Source organism: Flavobacterium sp. 102 (assembly GCF_003634615.1).
Classification (GTDB): domain Bacteria; phylum Bacteroidota; class Bacteroidia; order Flavobacteriales; family Flavobacteriaceae; genus Flavobacterium.
On record NZ_RBKX01000001.1, the window covers coordinates 3,221,133 to 3,239,238 of the forward strand.

17 protein-coding genes are annotated in these 18,106 nt (G+C 37.6%); 11 read left to right on the plus strand and 6 right to left on the minus strand.

The window, feature by feature from the left end:
- Positions 1 to 46 precede the first annotated feature (46 nt).
- Positions 47 to 2,245, minus strand: a complete 2,199-nt coding sequence (gene katG / locus C8C84_RS14225; protein ID WP_121314280.1) for a catalase/peroxidase HPI — start codon at positions 2,243 to 2,245, stop codon at positions 47 to 49.
- 188 nt (positions 2,246 to 2,433) lie between these two features.
- Positions 2,434 to 4,410: a thiamine pyrophosphate-dependent enzyme gene (locus tag C8C84_RS14230; protein WP_121314281.1), complete on the minus strand. Its 1,977-nt coding sequence runs from the start codon at positions 4,408 to 4,410 to the stop codon at positions 2,434 to 2,436.
- A gap of 209 nt (positions 4,411 to 4,619) precedes the next feature.
- On the opposite strand from C8C84_RS14230, the gene C8C84_RS14235 reads away from it, so the two are divergent.
- The 8 genes from C8C84_RS14235 (at position 4,620) to C8C84_RS14270 (ending at position 10,825) form a co-directional block, all read left to right on the plus strand.
- Positions 4,620 to 5,570 (plus strand): isopenicillin N synthase family oxygenase, encoded by a 951-nt coding sequence (locus tag C8C84_RS14235; protein WP_121314282.1) that lies wholly within the window; start codon positions 4,620 to 4,622, stop codon positions 5,568 to 5,570.
- A 150-nt stretch (positions 5,571 to 5,720) separates the two neighbouring features.
- Positions 5,721 to 6,053 carry a translation initiation factor gene (locus C8C84_RS14240; protein WP_121314283.1) on the plus strand — a complete coding sequence of 111 codons (333 nt, stop codon included), beginning with the start codon at positions 5,721 to 5,723 and terminating at the stop codon, positions 6,051 to 6,053.
- A gap of 77 nt (positions 6,054 to 6,130) precedes the next feature.
- A complete protein-coding gene (locus tag C8C84_RS14245) occupies positions 6,131 to 6,997 on the plus strand; it encodes a nucleoside phosphorylase (protein WP_121314284.1) in 867 nt (288 codons plus the stop codon).
- A gap of 129 nt (positions 6,998 to 7,126) precedes the next feature.
- Positions 7,127 to 7,669, plus strand: coding sequence for a GNAT family N-acetyltransferase (locus C8C84_RS14250; RefSeq protein WP_121314285.1), 543 nt, complete (start codon positions 7,127 to 7,129; stop codon positions 7,667 to 7,669).
- 116 nt (positions 7,670 to 7,785) lie between these two features.
- Positions 7,786 to 8,637 (plus strand): substrate-binding domain-containing protein, encoded by an 852-nt coding sequence (locus tag C8C84_RS14255; protein ID WP_121314286.1) that lies wholly within the window; start codon positions 7,786 to 7,788, stop codon positions 8,635 to 8,637.
- A gap of 17 nt (positions 8,638 to 8,654) precedes the next feature.
- Positions 8,655 to 9,587: a transglutaminase gene (locus C8C84_RS14260; RefSeq protein ID WP_121314287.1), complete on the plus strand. Its 933-nt coding sequence runs from the start codon at positions 8,655 to 8,657 to the stop codon at positions 9,585 to 9,587.
- A gap of 67 nt (positions 9,588 to 9,654) precedes the next feature.
- Positions 9,655 to 10,224: a DUF3575 domain-containing protein gene (locus C8C84_RS14265; protein ID WP_121314288.1), complete on the plus strand. Its 570-nt coding sequence runs from the start codon at positions 9,655 to 9,657 to the stop codon at positions 10,222 to 10,224.
- Between the two features lie 10 nt (positions 10,225 to 10,234).
- On the plus strand, positions 10,235 to 10,825 hold the full coding sequence (locus C8C84_RS14270; protein ID WP_147406869.1) for a hypothetical protein: 591 nt from the start codon (positions 10,235 to 10,237) through the stop codon (positions 10,823 to 10,825).
- Position 10,826: 1 nt separating this feature from the next.
- Here C8C84_RS14270 and C8C84_RS14275 read toward each other — a convergent pair whose 3' ends face one another.
- Entirely contained in the window at positions 10,827 to 11,492 is a 666-nt protein-coding gene (locus C8C84_RS14275) for a uracil-DNA glycosylase (protein WP_121314290.1), read from the minus strand.
- An 84-nt stretch (positions 11,493 to 11,576) separates the two neighbouring features.
- On the opposite strand from C8C84_RS14275, the gene C8C84_RS14280 reads away from it, so the two are divergent.
- The 3 genes from C8C84_RS14280 to C8C84_RS17155 all read left to right on the plus strand — a co-directional run bounded on the left by C8C84_RS14280 (position 11,577) and on the right by C8C84_RS17155 (position 14,372).
- On the plus strand, positions 11,577 to 13,745 hold the full coding sequence (locus C8C84_RS14280; protein ID WP_121314291.1) for a DNA mismatch repair protein MutS: 2,169 nt from the start codon (positions 11,577 to 11,579) through the stop codon (positions 13,743 to 13,745).
- Positions 13,746 to 13,749: 4 nt separating this feature from the next.
- Positions 13,750 to 14,172, plus strand: coding sequence for a thiol-disulfide oxidoreductase DCC family protein (locus C8C84_RS14285; RefSeq protein ID WP_370453648.1), 423 nt, complete (start codon positions 13,750 to 13,752; stop codon positions 14,170 to 14,172).
- A gap of 62 nt (positions 14,173 to 14,234) precedes the next feature.
- A complete protein-coding gene (locus C8C84_RS17155) occupies positions 14,235 to 14,372 on the plus strand; it encodes a hypothetical protein (protein ID WP_199717182.1) in 138 nt (45 codons plus the stop codon).
- A 37-nt stretch (positions 14,373 to 14,409) separates the two neighbouring features.
- Here the strand turns inward: C8C84_RS17155 and C8C84_RS14290 are convergent, their stop codons facing one another.
- The 3 genes from C8C84_RS14290 to aroC all read right to left on the minus strand — a co-directional run bounded on the left by C8C84_RS14290 (position 14,410) and on the right by aroC (position 17,951).
- A complete protein-coding gene (locus tag C8C84_RS14290) occupies positions 14,410 to 15,486 on the minus strand; it encodes a T9SS type A sorting domain-containing protein (RefSeq protein ID WP_121314292.1) in 1,077 nt (358 codons plus the stop codon).
- Positions 15,487 to 15,548: 62 nt separating this feature from the next.
- The gene (locus C8C84_RS14295; RefSeq protein WP_121314293.1) at positions 15,549 to 16,805 is read right to left on the minus strand and encodes a dicarboxylate/amino acid:cation symporter; all 1,257 of its coding nucleotides are present in this window, start codon (positions 16,803 to 16,805) and stop codon (positions 15,549 to 15,551) included.
- Between the two features lie 84 nt (positions 16,806 to 16,889).
- Complete coding sequence (gene aroC, locus C8C84_RS14300) at positions 16,890 to 17,951, minus strand: chorismate synthase (RefSeq protein ID WP_121314294.1); 1,062 nt, start codon at positions 17,949 to 17,951, stop codon at positions 16,890 to 16,892.
- Positions 17,952 to 18,106 lie beyond the last annotated feature (155 nt).

Below are 18,106 nucleotides of genomic sequence, written 5' to 3' on the forward strand. Positions count from 1 at the left end.
AAAGCAGCTCAATGAGCTGCTTTTTTAATCAATAAACTATAACTACTTAAACCAAATCAAATCGATCAAGATTCATTACTTTGGTCCAAGCCGCCACAAAGTCTTTTACAAATTTTTCTTTGTTATCATCTTGGGCATATACTTCAGCATAAGAGCGTAAGATAGAATTAGAACCAAATACCAAATCTGCTCTTGTTGCTGTCCATTTGGTCTGGCTGGTTTTTCTGTCTACTATGTTGTAAAGGTTTTTACCAACCGGATTCCAAGAGTAGTTCATATCTGTTAAGTTCACAAAAAAATCATTGGTTAAAACCCCTTCATTTGCTGTAAACACACCATGTTTTGTCCCTCCGTAATTGGTTCCCAATACACGCATACCGCCTAACAATACGGTCATTTCCGGTGCAGTCAATCCCATCAATTGGGCTTTGTCTAACAACATTTCTTCAGGTTGTACCTTGTAATCACTTTTCAACCAATTTCTGAAACCATCGTGTAATGGCTCTAATACGTCAAATGATTCGGCATCGGTCATTTCCGGAGTTGCATCACCTCTTCCCGGTGCAAAAGGAACTTTAATAGTTACCCCAGCTGCTTGAGCTGCTTTTTCAACAGCAGCAGAACCACCTAAAACAATCAAATCGGCAAGACTTACTTTTTTGCTCAATCCGGCTTGTATTTCAGTCAGCTTGGCCAATACTCTTTGCAAACGTTCCGGTTCGTTTCCTTCCCAGTCTTTTTGAGGTGCTAAACGAATTCTGGCGCCATTAGCACCACCACGGAAATCAGAACCTCTAAATGTTCGGGCACTGTCCCAAGCGGTGTTAATCAATTCGGTTGGAGTTAAACCGGAATTTAAAAGCTTTCCTTTCAACTCTTCAATTTCAGATTCCGAGAGTGTATAATCAACGGTTGGAATCGGGTCTTGCCAAATCAAATCTTCTTGAGGAACATCAGCTCCTAAATAACGGCTTTTCGGGCCTAAATCACGATGGGTTAATTTGAACCATGCTCTGGCAAATACGTCTTCAAAATAAGGATAATCGTTTTGGAATCTCTCTGAGATTTTGCGGTACTCCGGATCCATTTTCAAAGCCATATCCGCATCAGTCATCATAGGGTTTCTGCGTACGCCTGGGATATGAGCATCAAAAGGTTTGTCTTCTTCATTGATGCTTACCGGTTCCCATTGCGAAGCTCCGGCCGGACTCTTGGTCTGTTGCCAATCGTGGTTCAACAATAAATTAAAATAGGTATGATTCCATTTGTCCGGAAATGTGGTCCAAGCGCCTTCTAATCCGCTGGTTATGGTATCGGCACCATGTCCTTTTCCTTTTGGATTCATCCAGCCAAAACCTTGCGTTTCTAAATCGGCACCTTCCGGACTCTGCCCTAAGGCACTCTCATCAGCATTACCGTGGGCTTTACCTACGGTGTGTCCGCCTGCAGTTAACGCAACGGTTTCTTCATCGTTCATGGCCATTCTCGAAAAGGTTTCGCGCATGTCTATGGCTGTTTTTAAAGGGTCGGATTTACCATCTACTCCTTGCGGATTGACATAAATTAATCCCATCATTACAGCAGCCAATGGATTTTCTAAATCTCTTTGTCCGGAATAACGACTACCCTCGCCACCCGAAGGTGCTAGCCATTCTTTTTCTGCACCCCAATAAACATCTTTTTCCGGATGCCAAATATCTTCACGACCACCGGCAAATCCGAATGTTTTAAAGCCCATTGATTCATAAGCCATATTCCCAGCCAATATCATTAAATCAGCCCAGGATATTTTGTTACCATATTTTTTCTTGATTGGCCAAAGTAATCTGCGTGCTTTGTCAAGATTACCATTATCCGGCCAACTGTTTAGTGGTGCGAATCGAAGGTTTCCTGTATTACTTCCACCACGACCATCGGCTATTCTGTAGGTTCCTGCGCTGTGCCAAGCCATACGAATCATCAATCCGCCATAATGTCCCCAATCTGCAGGCCACCAATCTTGACTATCTGTCATTAGCGTTTTAAGGTCACTTTTTAATGCTTCAAGGTCTAATTTTTTGAATTCTTCCGCATAGTTAAAATTTTCTCCAAGAGGATTGGTCTTAGTGTCATGTTGGTGCAAAATGTCAAGGTTAAGCGCATTCGGCCACCAAAAACTATTATTTGGAATCTCTGTTCCTTGTTTGACTTGTGCTCCGGAAAATGGGCATTTACCTGCACCATTGGCATTGTGGTTATTTTCCATACTGTAAATAAATTTTAGTTCTGTTATAAGTCAAATTTACCCAATATTATTTATGTAAATCATTTTTTCGATAGATAAAAATTATAACTAAAGTTAAAATTAATTATACATTTAGAAACAAACTGTTAAAGAAAAAGGCACTAACTATTGTAGTGCCTTTGTATAAAGTTATGGTAAAAATAAATAGTTTAATAAGCTAATAATTCCAATAAAGTTTTCTCAAAACGTTCTTTGGGCAAATATTGATCTTCCAACGCTTTTACAAAAGGAATAGCGGTCTCCAAGCTTCCAACTCTATATACCGGCGCATCTAAATGCTCAAAACACTGTTCCATAATCATCGCTGAAATATCACTTGATACGCCACCAAATAAAGTATCTTCCTGGAGTATAATCACTTTACCTGTCTTTTTTACTGAAGTAAAAATAGCTTCAGTATCCAAAGGTTGTAATGAACGCAAATCAATCAAGTCTGCGCTAATATCTGTATGTTTATTCAAAGTCTCCAAAGCCCAATGTACTCCGGCGCCAAATGAAATAACAGTCACTTGACTTCCTTCTTTCAGTAAAGCAGCTTTCCCAAACGGAATAGTATAATAATCCGTCGGTACCTCTTGATAAACCGAACGGTAAAGTTGTTTGTGTTCAAAATACATCACCGGATTCGGATCGTTAATCGCTGTGTTCAATAGGCCTTTGGCATCATACGGAAATGCAGGATAAACGACTTTCAATCCCGGGGTTTTGGTAAACCAAGCTTCATTAGTTTGCGAGTGAAAAGGTCCGGCCTGAGTTCCACCACCACAAGGCATACGCACTACTACATCAGCTTTCTCATTCCAACGGTAATGTTGTTTGGCCAGAAGATTCACAATCGGATTAAATCCCGTGGAAACAAAATCGGCAAATTGCATTTCTACAATCGCTTTGTATCCGTTGATTGACAATCCGTTTGCGGCAGAAACCACGGCACTTTCACAGATTGGTGTGTTGCGAACTCTTTCTTTACCAAATTGCGTCACAAAACCATCCGTAATTTTAAAAGCGCCACCATACTCAGCGATGTCTTGACCCATGATAACCAAATTATCATGACGTTCCATTGATTGACGTAAGGCATTTGAAATAGCATCCACGACGCGAATATTCTCAACTGCATCGCGATGATTAAAGACTTCGAACTCATACGGTTCATACATATCATTAAGTTCTTCAGCTAAATCAGCTTCACAATCCGGTTCGGCTATGGTAATCGCCCAATGTTCATCAATTTCTGCTTTAATGGCTTTCTTAATCTTTTCGTCTTCTTCTTCCGAAAGCACACTTATTTCAAGTAGATAATCTCTGTAATTTGAAATTGGATCTTTAATTGCCCACAGATCCATTAACTCTTGTGGAACGTATTTAGTACCACTTGCTTCTTCATGTCCACGCATTCTAAAAGTCTTAAATTCTAATAAAACCGGACGTGGATTATCAACCATCGACGCTTTTAATGCTGCTATTTTGGTGTATACCTCAAGGATATTATTCCCGTCAATGATATGACTTTCCATACCATAACCAAGTCCTTTATCAGCTAAGTTCTCACAACGATATTGTTCATTCGTGGGTGTCGATAAACCATATCCATTATTTTCAATCACAAACAAGACAGGTAATTCCCAAACAGCAGCAATATTCAACGCTTCGTGAAAATCACCTTCAGAAGTGGCTCCTTCTCCGGTGAAAACCGCAGTAACTTTTCCGTTTTTCTTTAATTTATTAGCCAAAGCAATACCATCAGCCACGCCCATTTGCGGTCCCAAATGCGAAATCATTCCGATGATTTTGAATTCTTGAGTGCCAAAGTGGAATGAACGATCACGTCCTTTAGTAAAACCGGTTTTCTTGCCTTGCCATTGGGAAAACAAACGGTGTAACGGAATGTCTCTTCCGGTAAACACACCCAAGTTTCTGTGCATAGGCAAAATGTATTCGTCTTTGTCTAAAGCGGCAGTAATTCCTACTGAAATGGCTTCCTGACCAATGCCGGAAAACCATTTAGACACTTTCCCTTGACGCAACAAGATCAGCATTTTTTCTTCTATCAATCTTGGTTTAAGTAGCCTTTTATATAAATCTAATAATTGTAGGTTGGATAACTCTTTTCTGTCGAAATTCATCTGGTTTATTTTAGCGTTGCAAAAGTATAAAAACAGATTTCAATCGTTGTAGTTTTTTAGGGGAAAGTCAAAGAAATCTATTTGAATGAGTAAAAACTGATACGAGAATTGTTAACAACTTTGAACTTTTCTATTCAAAAATTAGTTACATTTGTAGTTATCGTTGGAGTTTTTCCAACCTGAGTTATTAACAAAAAAGTTTTAGTAGTATGCAACAAATTCCAAGTGTTGACTTACGTGATTTCCTGTCGGATGATCCGGCACGTAAACAAAAATTTGTAAATGAAATCGGAAAAGCTTACGAAGACATTGGCTTCGTAGCACTAAAAGGTCATTTTCTTGATGACAAACTGGTAAGTGATTTATACGCCGAAGTGCGTAATTTTTTCAACTTGCCATTGGAAACCAAAGCCAATTATGAAATTCCCGGAATCGGCGGCCAACGTGGTTATGTGTCTTTTGGAAAAGAACATGCCAAAGGTCGTTCGGCTGGTGATTTAAAAGAATTTTGGCACTTTGGACAATACGTTAGCGAAGGTTCAAAATACGCCAGCGAATATCCTGACAATGTAACCGTTTCTGAATTGCCACACTTCAATGAAGTTGGGAAAGAAGCCTACAGAATGTTAGAAAAAACAGGGGTTTATGTATTGAGAGCTTTGGCATTGTACATTGGTTTAGACGAATATTATTTTGACAACTATATCAAAGACGGAAACAGTATCTTAAGACCTATTCATTATCCGCCAATTACTGACGAACCAAAAGACGGCGCCGTTCGTGCCGCTGCTCACGGTGATATCAACTTGATTACGCTTTTAATGGGCGCTCAAGGTAAAGGATTACAAGTACAAAATCACAATGGTGACTGGATTGATGCTATGGCACAACCCGACGAATTGATGATTAATGTAGGTGACATGTTATCACGTCACACCAACAATAAATTGAAATCAACGATTCACCAAGTAGTGAATCCGCCAAGAGAATTATGGGGAACCTCTCGTTTTTCTATTCCGTTCTTTATGCATCCCGTTAGCGATATGCCATTAAACTGTTTAGAAAAATGTATCGATGCCGATCATCCAAAAGGATTTGAAGACATCACCGCCGGTGAATATCTTAACGAAAGACTAGTTGAACTAGGACTTAAAAAGTAAAAAGTTAATTCAATAATTTCATTAAAGACATTGAGTTAAACACTTGATGTCTTTTTTGGTTTTTTTCGTGTAGCGGGGTACCTAAGTTTCTGAGTGCCTAAGAAAAGAACTCAGCGATTAAGTCACTCAGTCACTTAGCAACTTAAAAAAATGGACTTACAAGAACAATTAAAAAAACTCTTCCCCGACCACGAACCATCAAACGAACCGGAAGCAGTTCGCGAAGAAAATCACGAGCTATTCATTCAGGCAGCGCCCATGATTTGCAAATATGAAAAAAGAAAAGGCAAAGCCACCACCATCATCGAAGGTTACGAAGGCAGCGACGAAGATTTTAAAGTCTTAGCCAAAGAAATCAAAACCAAACTCAGTGTGGGCGGTACTTTCAAAGACGGCACCATCATTATTCAAGGCGATTATCGCGATAAAATAATGAACCTGCTTAAAGACAAAGGCTTTAAAACCAAACGCGTTGGCGGCTAAAATAAATTAACAATTGATAATGGATAACTAATAATTTTCATTGTCAATTATCCATTATCAACTATCAATTAAAGAAAATGATACAATCCTCTGAATTAATATTAAATCCCGACGGCAGCGTTTATCACCTAAACCTAAAGCCGGAACATATTGCCCACGACATCATCTTCGTAGGTGACCAAAACCGTGTAGAAAAAATTACACAGTTCTTTGACAGCATTGAATTCTCTACACAAAAACGCGAATTCAAAACCCAAACCGGTTATTTCAAAGGCAAAAAAATGACCGTAATGTCTACCGGAATCGGACCGGACAACATTGACATTGTCATGAACGAATTGGATGCTTTAGTCAACATCGATTTAGAAACCCGTAAACCAAAAGAACAGCTAACGTCTTTAAACATTGTCAGAATTGGAACTTCGGGTTCATTGCAAGCCGATATTCCTTGTGACAGTTTTGTCATGAGTCGCTTCGGGCTGGGATTAGATAACATGCTTCGCTCCTATTTAATCGATGATATTTCAGAAAAAGCGATGGAAGAAGCCTTCATCACTCAAACCAATTGGGATGCAAGAAAAGGACGTCCTTATGTCATCGCCTGTTCAGAAACACTCGAAAAAAGAATGGAAAGCGATCAAATATTCAAAGGTTTCACAGGAACAGCCGGCGGATTTTACGGACCGCAAGGACGCGTTTTGCGCCTCGAAATTCAAGATGCCAATTTGAACAGCAAAATGGATCGCTTCGAATTTGAAGGCATCAAAATGACCAACTTAGAAATGGAAACCGGGGCCATTTACGGCTTAGGCAAGCTTTTAGGTCACGAATGTTTGTCGCTAAACGCCATTATCGCCAACAGAGCAACAGGAACTTTCAGCGAAGATCCATACAAAGCCGTCGATGCGTTGATTGCCTATGCTTTGAACAAATTGGCAGAATAAATTTTAGAAGCTATTTCCCGCTTTCCGCAGTATCTTTTTTTGTCACATTGAGTGCATCCCGAAGTTTCGGGAGAAGTGCTTTTCTTAAAAAAAAGGATACTTGCTTCTATCGGGGCTAATTAAAAAAACATGAATTTAATTTTAGAAACAAATCGTCTTTTACTTCGCCCGCTCGAACTTTCCGATGCCGAAGCCATGTTTGCCATGGATAAAAATCCGGAAGTACACAAATACCTTTGGCAAACTCCGATACAAAAAATAGACGAAGTCATTAAAGTTATCGAATACGTTCGCAGTCAATACGAAAGAAATAATATCGGTCGTTTTGCCACAATTGTAAAAGAAACTAACGAATTCATCGGTTGGACAGGCATCAAATTTGTCGATGACCATGTAGAAAACGGCAATACCAATTTCTACGATTATGGCTATCGCTTAAACCAAAAATTTTGGGGCAAAGGTTTCGCCACCGAAGCTTCAATAGCTTGGCTCGACTATGGTTTCAACCAAATGAAAATAGACAAAATGAATGCCTACACGCATTTTGACAACGGTGCTTCCAACCATATTTTGCAAAAAGTCGGCATGAAATTCATGGAAGACTATCCCGATAAAGACGGCGTCATTTGGAAATGGTGGCAAATGGAAAATCCTGCCATCGCAGATCGATAGAAACGCCCTTTGGGCTACAGATACGCTTCGCTTTAGATAGTTAGAAGCTAACAATTAAAGACAAAGTTCTATCTAAAAATTAAGAAGTCTAAAAATCTAACAATCTAAAAATCTAAATGAAAACTGTAAAAATAACAGGCGTTCCCGAACATTTTAATTTGCCTTGGCATTTGTGCATCGAAAGCGGTGAGTTTCTCCAAGCCGGTATCGACTTACAATGGACTGACATTCCGGAAGGCACGGGTAAAATGTGTCAAATGCTACGCGATGGCGAAACCGATATTGCTGTAATTCTGACGGAAGGCATCGTAAAAGATATTGTTGGAGGAAACCCAAGTTCAATTGTTCAGGTTTATGTGGAAAGTCCGCTAATTTGGGGCATTCATGTGGGTGCTAATTCATCCTACCAAACTTTAGCCGATTTAGAAAACACCAAAGCAGCAATTTCACGTTATGGTTCCGGCTCGCATTTGATGTCTTATGTCAATGCCAAAAACCAAAACTGGAACACCGAAACACTACAGTTTGAAATCGTCAACACCATTGACGGCGCGGTTGAAGCATTAACGACTAGTAAAGCCGATTACTTTTTGTGGGAACGTTTTATGACCAAACCGTTAGTAGACAAAGGCATTTTTCGTCGCATTGCCGATTGTCCAACACCTTGGCCTTGTTTTGTAATTGCGGTGCGAAATGAATTCTTTGAAGACCACTTTCAAACCGTTGATTTGATTTTGGACATCATCAATAACACTACTGCTGATTTTAAAGATATTCCGAGTATTGACAGAACTTTGGCTTCTAAATACAATCAAAAACTAGAAGATATCCAAGAATGGTTATCGCTTACCAAATGGTCGCAAAAACCTTTGGAAGAAAAAGTGTTAAACAAAATTCAAAATCAGTTGTTTGACCTCAAAATTATAGATAAAAAAGGTACTTTTGCTGAAATCGTGAAAGCCGTTTAGCTTTTACCTTTGGCAATATGATCAAAATAGGAAATCTTACTTATCAGCAACTGAAAGAAAAATTCAGGATAAAAAGTCCTTGGGATTTGATTATCATTTTTGTGCTGAACATTCTGATTACCATTCCGATTTTCATCATCGCCCACAACAATTTCATTACACTTGATTGGGCCAATCACATTGACAGAATCTTACTCTTTATTCTTATTCTTGTCGTTATTCAATTTATCTTAAGAGCGCTGCGAAGAGTAACCTTGATTTCTGTTATCCTTTATTTTCTCGTTCTTGGCTACGGTAGTTTATTCAGCGATTATGGATTTGAAAGTGTATTCGAAGACTATCGCACCATGATTTACACCATGAATGATGATCCTTATCCGCAAGACATTATCATCTCAAAACTTTTACCTTTTCCCAATAAGTCCAAAATTTTAGATGCTATCGAATACCAAAATCCGAAAATAAGAAACTTTGCCATCATGGCTACTGCCAAGCATTTTAAGGACGTAAAAGGATATCATGAGTACTTCACCATAATTCAGTCTTTTGCGGTTTTTAAAGAAATCAATTCGAATTGGAATTATGTAAGTGACCCCAAAGGACGCGATTATATTGCCAAAGCAACTGAGTCACTACAATATCTTTCCGGTGATTGTGATGACCATTCTATTTTCATGGCGGCTTGCATTAAATCTATTGGCGGAACGACGCGACTCATTCACACCAAAGGACATATTTATCCCGAATTGTATATCGGAACCCAAAAAGATTTGGAGAAAATAAACTATGCGATAAAAAAAGTTCTTTTCCCTCTGGAAAGTAAAAACAAAACCATCAATTATCATATTGATGAACGAGGTAACATTTGGCTTAACTTAGATTACACCGCCAAATATCCCGGTGGTCCTTTTATGAATGAGGAAATTTTGGGTGCCTTAACGCTGGAATAATTCTTCGGGGTTTAACAATTTCTGACTATTTTATTTACTATATTCGTTTCCTATAAAACAAACCATAATGAAAAAATTGCTTTGCCTATTTCTGTTGATTTCTTTGGGTTCACAAGCCCAAGAAACTACTCCGTTGGACAATAAGAAAAATGAATTCAGAGTCGATGTTTTGTCGGCGCTAGTTTGGCAAAAAGCCAGTTTGAGTTACGAACGATTCTTTGGCGGCAATTTCTCTACCGGTTTCAATGTCAATTTTTCCGACAGCAAACAGTTGAATGAAGATTTTGATAATGGTTACAGAAATAATGTCCCAAAATTTGAATTCAATCCGTATGTGAGATACCAATTGTCTAAAGGCAAAAAAAGTTTCTACTTTGCGGAAGTATTCGGTTCGTATAATGGTGGAGATTACAAAGAAATTATACGCTTAGAAGATGAAAATTTAAACGGTTATTACACTACCAAAAAATCAGAATACACCGATTTTGGTTTGGGCGGTGGATTAGGCTATAAAATGTACCTCAAAGACGCTTTTGTCCTGGAATTTTTGGCCGGATTTGGTTCCAACCTAACCAACCGCGATGAAAGTCCGGATGTGATTTCAAGAGTTGGATTTAATTTAGGCTACCGATTTTAATACAGAAAACATGAAAAAATTATCATACCTCGCTTTACTATTTGTTGCAGCCTTAATGACCAACTGCGATACCAACGATGACACCTTTTACAAAACCATTTATGTAGAAGGCGGCAATAACATCGTTACTTTTCCACCTCAAACGACTTACAATGTTGGTGATTATTTATATGTAAAAGCCGATTTAGCAAGATACATTCCCGAACCGGGAGAAACCAATTTGTTGGATATTTACAGAACAACCGGAAATGCTCCTCAATTTGTATTTTCTTATGTCATTGAACGAAAAATAAACGCTACCGATTGGGAAGTAGTTACGGTAAATGACAACCAATTAGACATCAACGCCGGAGATGCTCAAAATGGCGCTTACGTTTATGCGATTTGCGAATACAACACTGTGGATGAATATTATCGATATGATGTTGGTTTCCCATTATTAACCGCCGGAAATTACCGATTAACCTTTGGCTATAACAGTTCGTCTACCAACAGCGTAGAATTGGTTTCACAGAATTCAACAAAAAACCTGATTGTAAATTTAAATGCCGCCGTGTCTAACCTTGACAGTGGTGGTTATTTTTATTTCAACGTCAATTAAATCACCACTGAATTTCGGCTCTGCCAATACTTTTCAAATAAACGTTGGTTTTACTGAAATGTTTGTTGCCAAACCACAATCCGCGATTGGCACTTAATGGTGATGGATGTCCGGTTTCTAAAACATGGTGTTTGTCACGATTAATTTTAGCGCCTTTCTTTTTGGCAAATCCGCCCCAAAGTAGAAACACTACGTTTTCTTTTGTATCAGATATTTTTTGAATCACCGCGTCGGTAAAGACTTCCCAACCCTGATTTTGATGACTTCCGGCTTCACTTTCACGAACCGTTAATGTGGCATTGAGCAATAAAACGCCTTGGTCTGCCCAACGTTCTAAATTGCCTGAAATGGGAATGGGCAAATCTACATCGACTTGAATTTCTTTAAAAATATTAATCAGCGATGGCGGAAACGAAATCCCATCTGAAACCGAAAAACACAATCCATTGGCTTGACCTAAACCATGATACGGATCTTGACCGATGATTACCACTTTGACTTTATCAAACGGACAATGGTCGAAAGCGGAAAAGATTTGAGTTCCAATGGGGAAACATTTATGATTGGTATACTCGCTTTTGACAAAATCTGTGAGTTGCTTAAAATAAGGTTTTTCAAACTCGTCTGAAAGTTGGTCATGCCAAGAAGAATGCAATTTGATTAACATCTCATAAAATTTTACCAAAAATACTATTTTCTGTTGCAATATGGATTCTATCCTTTGTAACTTTGAACCAAAGACATTGATTGAATGATATCGATTACAGATAAAACACTAAAGGATTTAGAATTTAATACAATTTTGCAAACCATTTCAGATCGATGTAACACTGAAATTGGCAAACAAAAAGCATTGGAAATTGTTCCTTTTAAAAACAAGGAAACCTTGATGAATGCGCTGTTGCAAACGTCGGAATATTTATCCTCATTTACCAACAATAACGCCATTCCGAATCACGGCTTTGAGAATATTACCCATGACATCAAATTCTTAGCTATTGAAGATAGTTTTCTGGAAGTTGGTAGTTTCAGAAAAATGGCTACGCTTTCGGAAACGGTAAATGTCTTATTGTTATTCTTAAAGAAATTCCACGATTATTATCCAAAGCTCAACGAGAAAGCTTCACAAATTGAGTACACCAAATTTATCATCCAAAAAATTGATGAAGTCGTTGACAAATATGGCGAAATCAAAGACAATGCTTCGCCTGATTTAATTAATATTCGCCGAGACATGAATCTAGTTCGCGGTAAAGTGAACCAAAGTTTTGGTCAGGCATTAAGCCAATACAACGGCTTAGGTTATTTGGATGAAATCAAAGAAAGTTTCGTTGAAAACCGACGCGTTTTAGCCGTTTTAGCGATGTACCGTCGAAAGGTGAAAGGTTCCATTTTAGGCAGTTCCAAAACGGGAAGCATTGCTTATATCGAACCCGAAGCGACATTGCGTTATTCACGAGAATTGAGCAATTTGGAATACGAAGAACGAGAAGAAATTACCAAGATTTTAAAGAAGCTATCCAATGACATTCGGCCGTTTATCGACTTGTTAAAACAATACCAAGATTTTCTGAGTGATATAGATGTGGTTTCGGCAAAAGCCAAATATGCACGTAAAATCAATGCGATTTTGCCGAACATTATTGAAGAGAAAAGATTATTTTTCCGAGATGCCTTCCATCCTATTTTGTTTTTGAACAATTTGGAGAAAAAGGAGAAAACCTTTCCGCAAACTATTGAATTAAACAATAACAGTAGAATTATAGTTATTTCAGGACCGAATGCCGGTGGAAAAACCATTTCGCTCAAAACCGTTGGTTTGCTACAATTGATGTTGCAATGCGGAATTTTGATACCGGTGCACGAACGCAGCGAAACGTTTTTGTTTGATAGAATTCTGACTGACATTGGAGACAACCAATCGATAGAAAATCATTTGAGCACGTATAGTTATCGCTTAAAGAATATGAATTACTTCTTGAAAAAGTGCAACGCCAAAACCTTATTCTTAATAGACGAATTCGGAACCGGTTCCGATCCGGAATTGGGCGGTGCTTTGGCAGAAATTTTCTTAGAAGAATTCTACCATCGCGAAGCATTCGGAATTATTACCACGCATTATTCTAATTTGAAGATTTTGGCCAATGAATTGCCTTTTGCATCGAATGCCAATATGCTTTTCGATGAAAAATCATTGGAACCGATGTATAAGTTGATCTTAGGCCAAGCCGGAAGCTCTTTTACTTTTGAAGTCGCCCTGAAAAATGGTATTCCATATGGCTTAATCAATCGCGCCAAAAAGAAAATTGAAGGCGGAAAAGTACGTTTTGACAAAACGATTGCCACTTTACAAAAAGAACGTTCTAAACTAGAGAAAACCTCGTTAAATCTGAAAGAAGAAGAAACCAAAGCCCGTGAAGAAAGTAAAAAAATGGAAGGCATCAATGCTAAAATTCAGGATAAATTGGAGCGTTACCAGGAATTGTATGATGCGAATCAGCGTTTGATTTATATGGGACAAAAAGTGGATGATCTTTCGGAGAAATATTTCAACAACAAAGACAAAAAAGTATTGATTGGCGAGTTATTGAAAATAGTAGAAATCGAAAACTCTAAACGCAAAAAAGCTACCGTTAAAGAGAAAAAAGAAATTGAAATTATTCAGAAAAAGGTCGTTGAAGAAGTCAAAGTCAAAGTAGAAGAAATTCGTACCGCAAAGAAAGAGAAGAAAATCAAAGCCCAAAAACAAGAAGCTGAAAAGCCGAAAGTGACTCTAAAAATCGGAGACCGTGTTCGAATGGTTGACGGAAAATCCGTTGGCACTATTGACAAAATTGAGAAAAATAAAGCGGTCGTAAATTATGGTATCTTTACTTCGAAAGTGAGTTTGGAACAATTAGAATTTGTACAAGCAAAATAGCATCATGGAAATAGCAGACTTACCAATAGACAAAAAAATTATTCTCTTTGACGGCGTTTGCAATCTTTGCAATTCGTCCGTACAATATGTGATTAAGCGTGATCCAAAAGATGTTTTCCGTTTTGTTCCTTTGCAATCAGAATTAGGTTTAAAAATCATAAAACACATTGGCATAGACACGACAAATACTGATAGTATTATCATGTATGAACCCACGAAAGCTTACTACTATAAATCGGAAGCGGCTTTGAAAATCATAAATGAATTTGGTGGAGTTTACAGCTTGCTTCAAATACTGACTATCTTTCCCAAATTTATTTCAAATACTGTTTACGATTATGTTGCCCGAAACCGTTACAAATGGTATGGTAAACAAGAAGCTTGCATGATTCCTACTCCGGAACTCAAGGCCAAATTCTTAGGATGATATTTATCATAATTTTTGTTGATTTATCAATTTAAATTTGACAAACCTAAATTCGATAAATCATGACTTCATTAAATTTTTCGCTTTACTCTTGGGACAATGGTGCTTTTATCATGATTGGTGTTTTCGCCTTAGTCATCATTGGTATCATTGCAGCTGTCTTCTTTATGATGAATAGTAAGAATAAAAAAAACGACTAAGTCTCCTTAGTCGTTTTTTTTATTTAGAAGTGTAAAATTATTGTTTTACAATTTTCTTAGTAGCAGAAACTCCTTCGCTTGAAGTTATTCTCATAACATAAACTCCTTGAGACAAATCAGATAAATCAATTTGAATCTCATTGCTATTGTTTGAGATTGTTTTAACAACTCTTCCATTGATATCAGTCATTTCAACTTTATTGATTGAATAATCATAAGAAGAAACTTTCACGAAATCATTAGCAGGGTTTGGATAAACTGAAAATGCATTAGCACGGCTAACAACTTCATCAGTTCCTAATAATGTATCTGTAGAAGAAGCTCTCATCACAAAATTATCAAACAAAGCCTCATCAGCAACTACATTTCCTGTACCGGCGGCAACAACAAAATCCATTTCTCCAGGTTGTTTACCTGCAGTTATAACTGGGAAATTTACATTACCATTAAATGTTACATTAAAATCTGGTCCTTTCCATTTAATTTCACCAGTTACTGTATTAAAACTAAAACCTAATCTTACCCATGTATTCTCTGTTAAAACTATTTGAGTTGCAGCCGTAGCTCCTAATCCAAAAGAATAAGTACCTGTTCCGGGAGTTGATGTCCAATGTCCAAAACCTTGAACCATATTTGAGTAATTAACAGTATTAACCACTGCATTACTAGCTATTCCAATTCCTGCCAATACCAGTGCTGGTGTATCATCACTATAAATATAAACTCTAAACCCATTGAGACTTGTTGATGCACCTAATGGATTAAAATCAAATTCAACTTCAATAATATCATTATCCTGTGTTCGTCCTGCCCAACTATCAATTAATCCGTCTTTCCACATAAAGCGAGTTCCAGTTGCAGCATTTGATCCAGTTAATTGTAATGATTGTCCATTTGGATCACCATCAAGACTTATAATTTGATAATTACTGTTGCTTCCATTTGTTCCTCCTGCACCATTAGCCGTAAACCAACCACCTTGTCCAGGTGTAACTCCTGTTAAATTTGTTCCTATATCACCAAGATTCAATCCTTCAAAATCATCACTTTGAAGCACCTGTGCACTTACAAATGAAGACGATGCAATTAATAAAGAAAGTAAAAGTTTTTTCATAATTATTATTTTTTAGTTTTAAAAGTCCAAATGTATAAAGTATTTCCTAAAAGAAATAAACTTTAACTATCTTTTTCCCATTTCCCTACTACAGTCGTGGCGAGAGCATTTCCTAAAACGTTTGTTGCACTTCTGAACATGTCACAAAAATGATCAATTGGAAGTATTAATGCAATTCCTTCTATTGGAATATCGAACATTCCGCAAGTAGCAGCAACCACCACTAAACTCGCTCTGGGAACACCTGCAATTCCTTTACTGGTAAGCATCAAAACTAATAGCATTGTCATTTGGGTTGGTAAATCGAGATGAACACCATAAGCTTGTGCAATAAAAATACTGGCAAAAGTCATGTACATCATGCTTCCATCAAGGTTGAAAGAATATCCTAACGGCAACATGAATGATACGATTTTATCTTTAACGCCTAATCGTTCTAACTCTTCCGTTAATTTTGGAAAAACAGCTTCACTACTGGTTGTCCCAAAAGCTATGATTATCGGACCGGTAATTCGTTTTAATAAAGTGGTCATATGTCCTTTTAAGAACAAATAACCTATCAGCAAAAGCACCACCCAAAGCGATGAAATCCCGACCATAAATGAACCGAAGAATTTAGCATAAGTAATCAACAATTCTTGTAAATCTCTAATAGCAAAAACACCGGCAATAGCGCCAAAAACACCTAATGGCGCAAACTTCATCACATAATTTACCATTTTAAGAATAATATGTGAAATGACGTCCAAAACTTTAACAACCGGTTTAGCATGATCACCAATAGATGCCGCTGCCAATCCAAAGAAAATAGAGAAAATCACAATTTGAAGAATTTCATTAGTGGCCAATGCCTCAAATACACTTTTAGGAATAATGTGTTCTACAAAATTCTGAGTCGAAAAACTTTTGGTTTTATCCGTCACTTCAGTTGCTGTTGAAACATCCACACCGGATAAATTTAAGCCAACGCCGGGCTGTAAAATATTAACCCAAAACAATCCTATTAATAAAGATATAAAGGAAGCCGTAAAAAACCAGCCCATGGCCTTTCCTCCTATTCGCCCAACCGATTTTATATCACCCAGTTTCGCAATTCCAACAACTAAAGTTGTAATCACTAACGGCGCAATAATCATTTGAACCAAACGAATAAAAATGGTGGCCAACATTTTTATTTTATCACTGAAATTTTTGGCGAATTCTGTGTCAAAATTATTGTGAATATAAATACCTAGAATTGCTCCAAGAAGCATGGCAATCAGAATTTGAACAGTAAGATTGGAGAAAAAAGACTTCTTTTGAGTATGGATTGTATTCATTTTATTCAGGTTTGAGTCTCAGTCTTCAGTCTCTATTTTCAGTTTAATCTAACTGCCAACAAATTACTGAATACTGAATACTATTTATAGGTATGTTTTGTTTATCAAATAAAAATCGGCTAACACTAAGGCAGCCATAGCCTCGACTATCGGGACGGCTCTTGGTACCACACAAGGATCATGTCGGCCTTTGCCTTGTTGTTCTACTATACTATTTTGATTGGTTAGCACTTCTTGTTTTTGGATTAAAGTCGCCACCGGTTTAAAAGCCACTCTAAAATAAATATCCATACCGTTAGAAATTCCGCCTTGGATTCCGCCGGAAAGATTGGTTCTCGTTGTACCATCTTCGTTGTATAAATCATTGTGTTCACTGCCTTTCATTCTCGCACCACAAAATCCGCTGCCAAATTCAAACCCTTTCACCGCATTAATAGATAACATGGCTTTGCCTAATTCGGCATGAAGCTTATCAAACACGGGTTCACCCAAACCTATGGGCACATTTTGAATCACACAAGTAATGGTGCCACCAACAGTGTCGCCTTCTTTACGGATTTCTTTGATGTAATTTTCCATTTGCTCCGCTGTCGCCAAATCCGGACAACGAACGGCATTGCTTTCTGTTAAAGAAAAATCTAAATCCTGATAAGGTTTGTCAATAAAAATATCACCTACAGAAGATACAAAAGCATTGATTTTTATAGCACTTAAAACCTGTTTAGCAATAGCGCCGGCTACAACACGACAAGCAGTTTCCCTGGCCGAACTTCTTCCACCACCGCGATAATCTCGAATGCCGTATTTTTTCTCATAAACATAATCGGCATGACTTGGTCGGTAACTATCTTTAATGTGTGAGTAATCGTCTGATTTTTGGTTGGTGTTGGGAACGATAAAACCTATGGGTGTTCCTGTCGTTTTACCTTCAAAAATTCCGGAAAGAAATTGCACTTCATCTTCTTCTTTTCTTTGGGTCACTATAGTGGACTGACCCGGTTTTCTGCGTTGCATTTCGAGTTGGATTGCCTCCATATCAATTGTCATTCCGGGAGGACAACCATCAATAACTCCGCCAAGTGCTTCACCGTGAGACTCTCCAAAAGTAGTTAATCTGAAAAGTGTTCCGTAACTGTTTCCGGCCATTATTCAATGTTTTAAACAAATATAGTTTTTTGAAATTATTTACCGAAATTTGATATGAGATTATTTGATATTTAGGAAAATCGAAATTCTATAACTTTTAACAGATATTATGTAAACCCTTAACAAATTAAACACCTACCTTTGTTTTAGTAGAA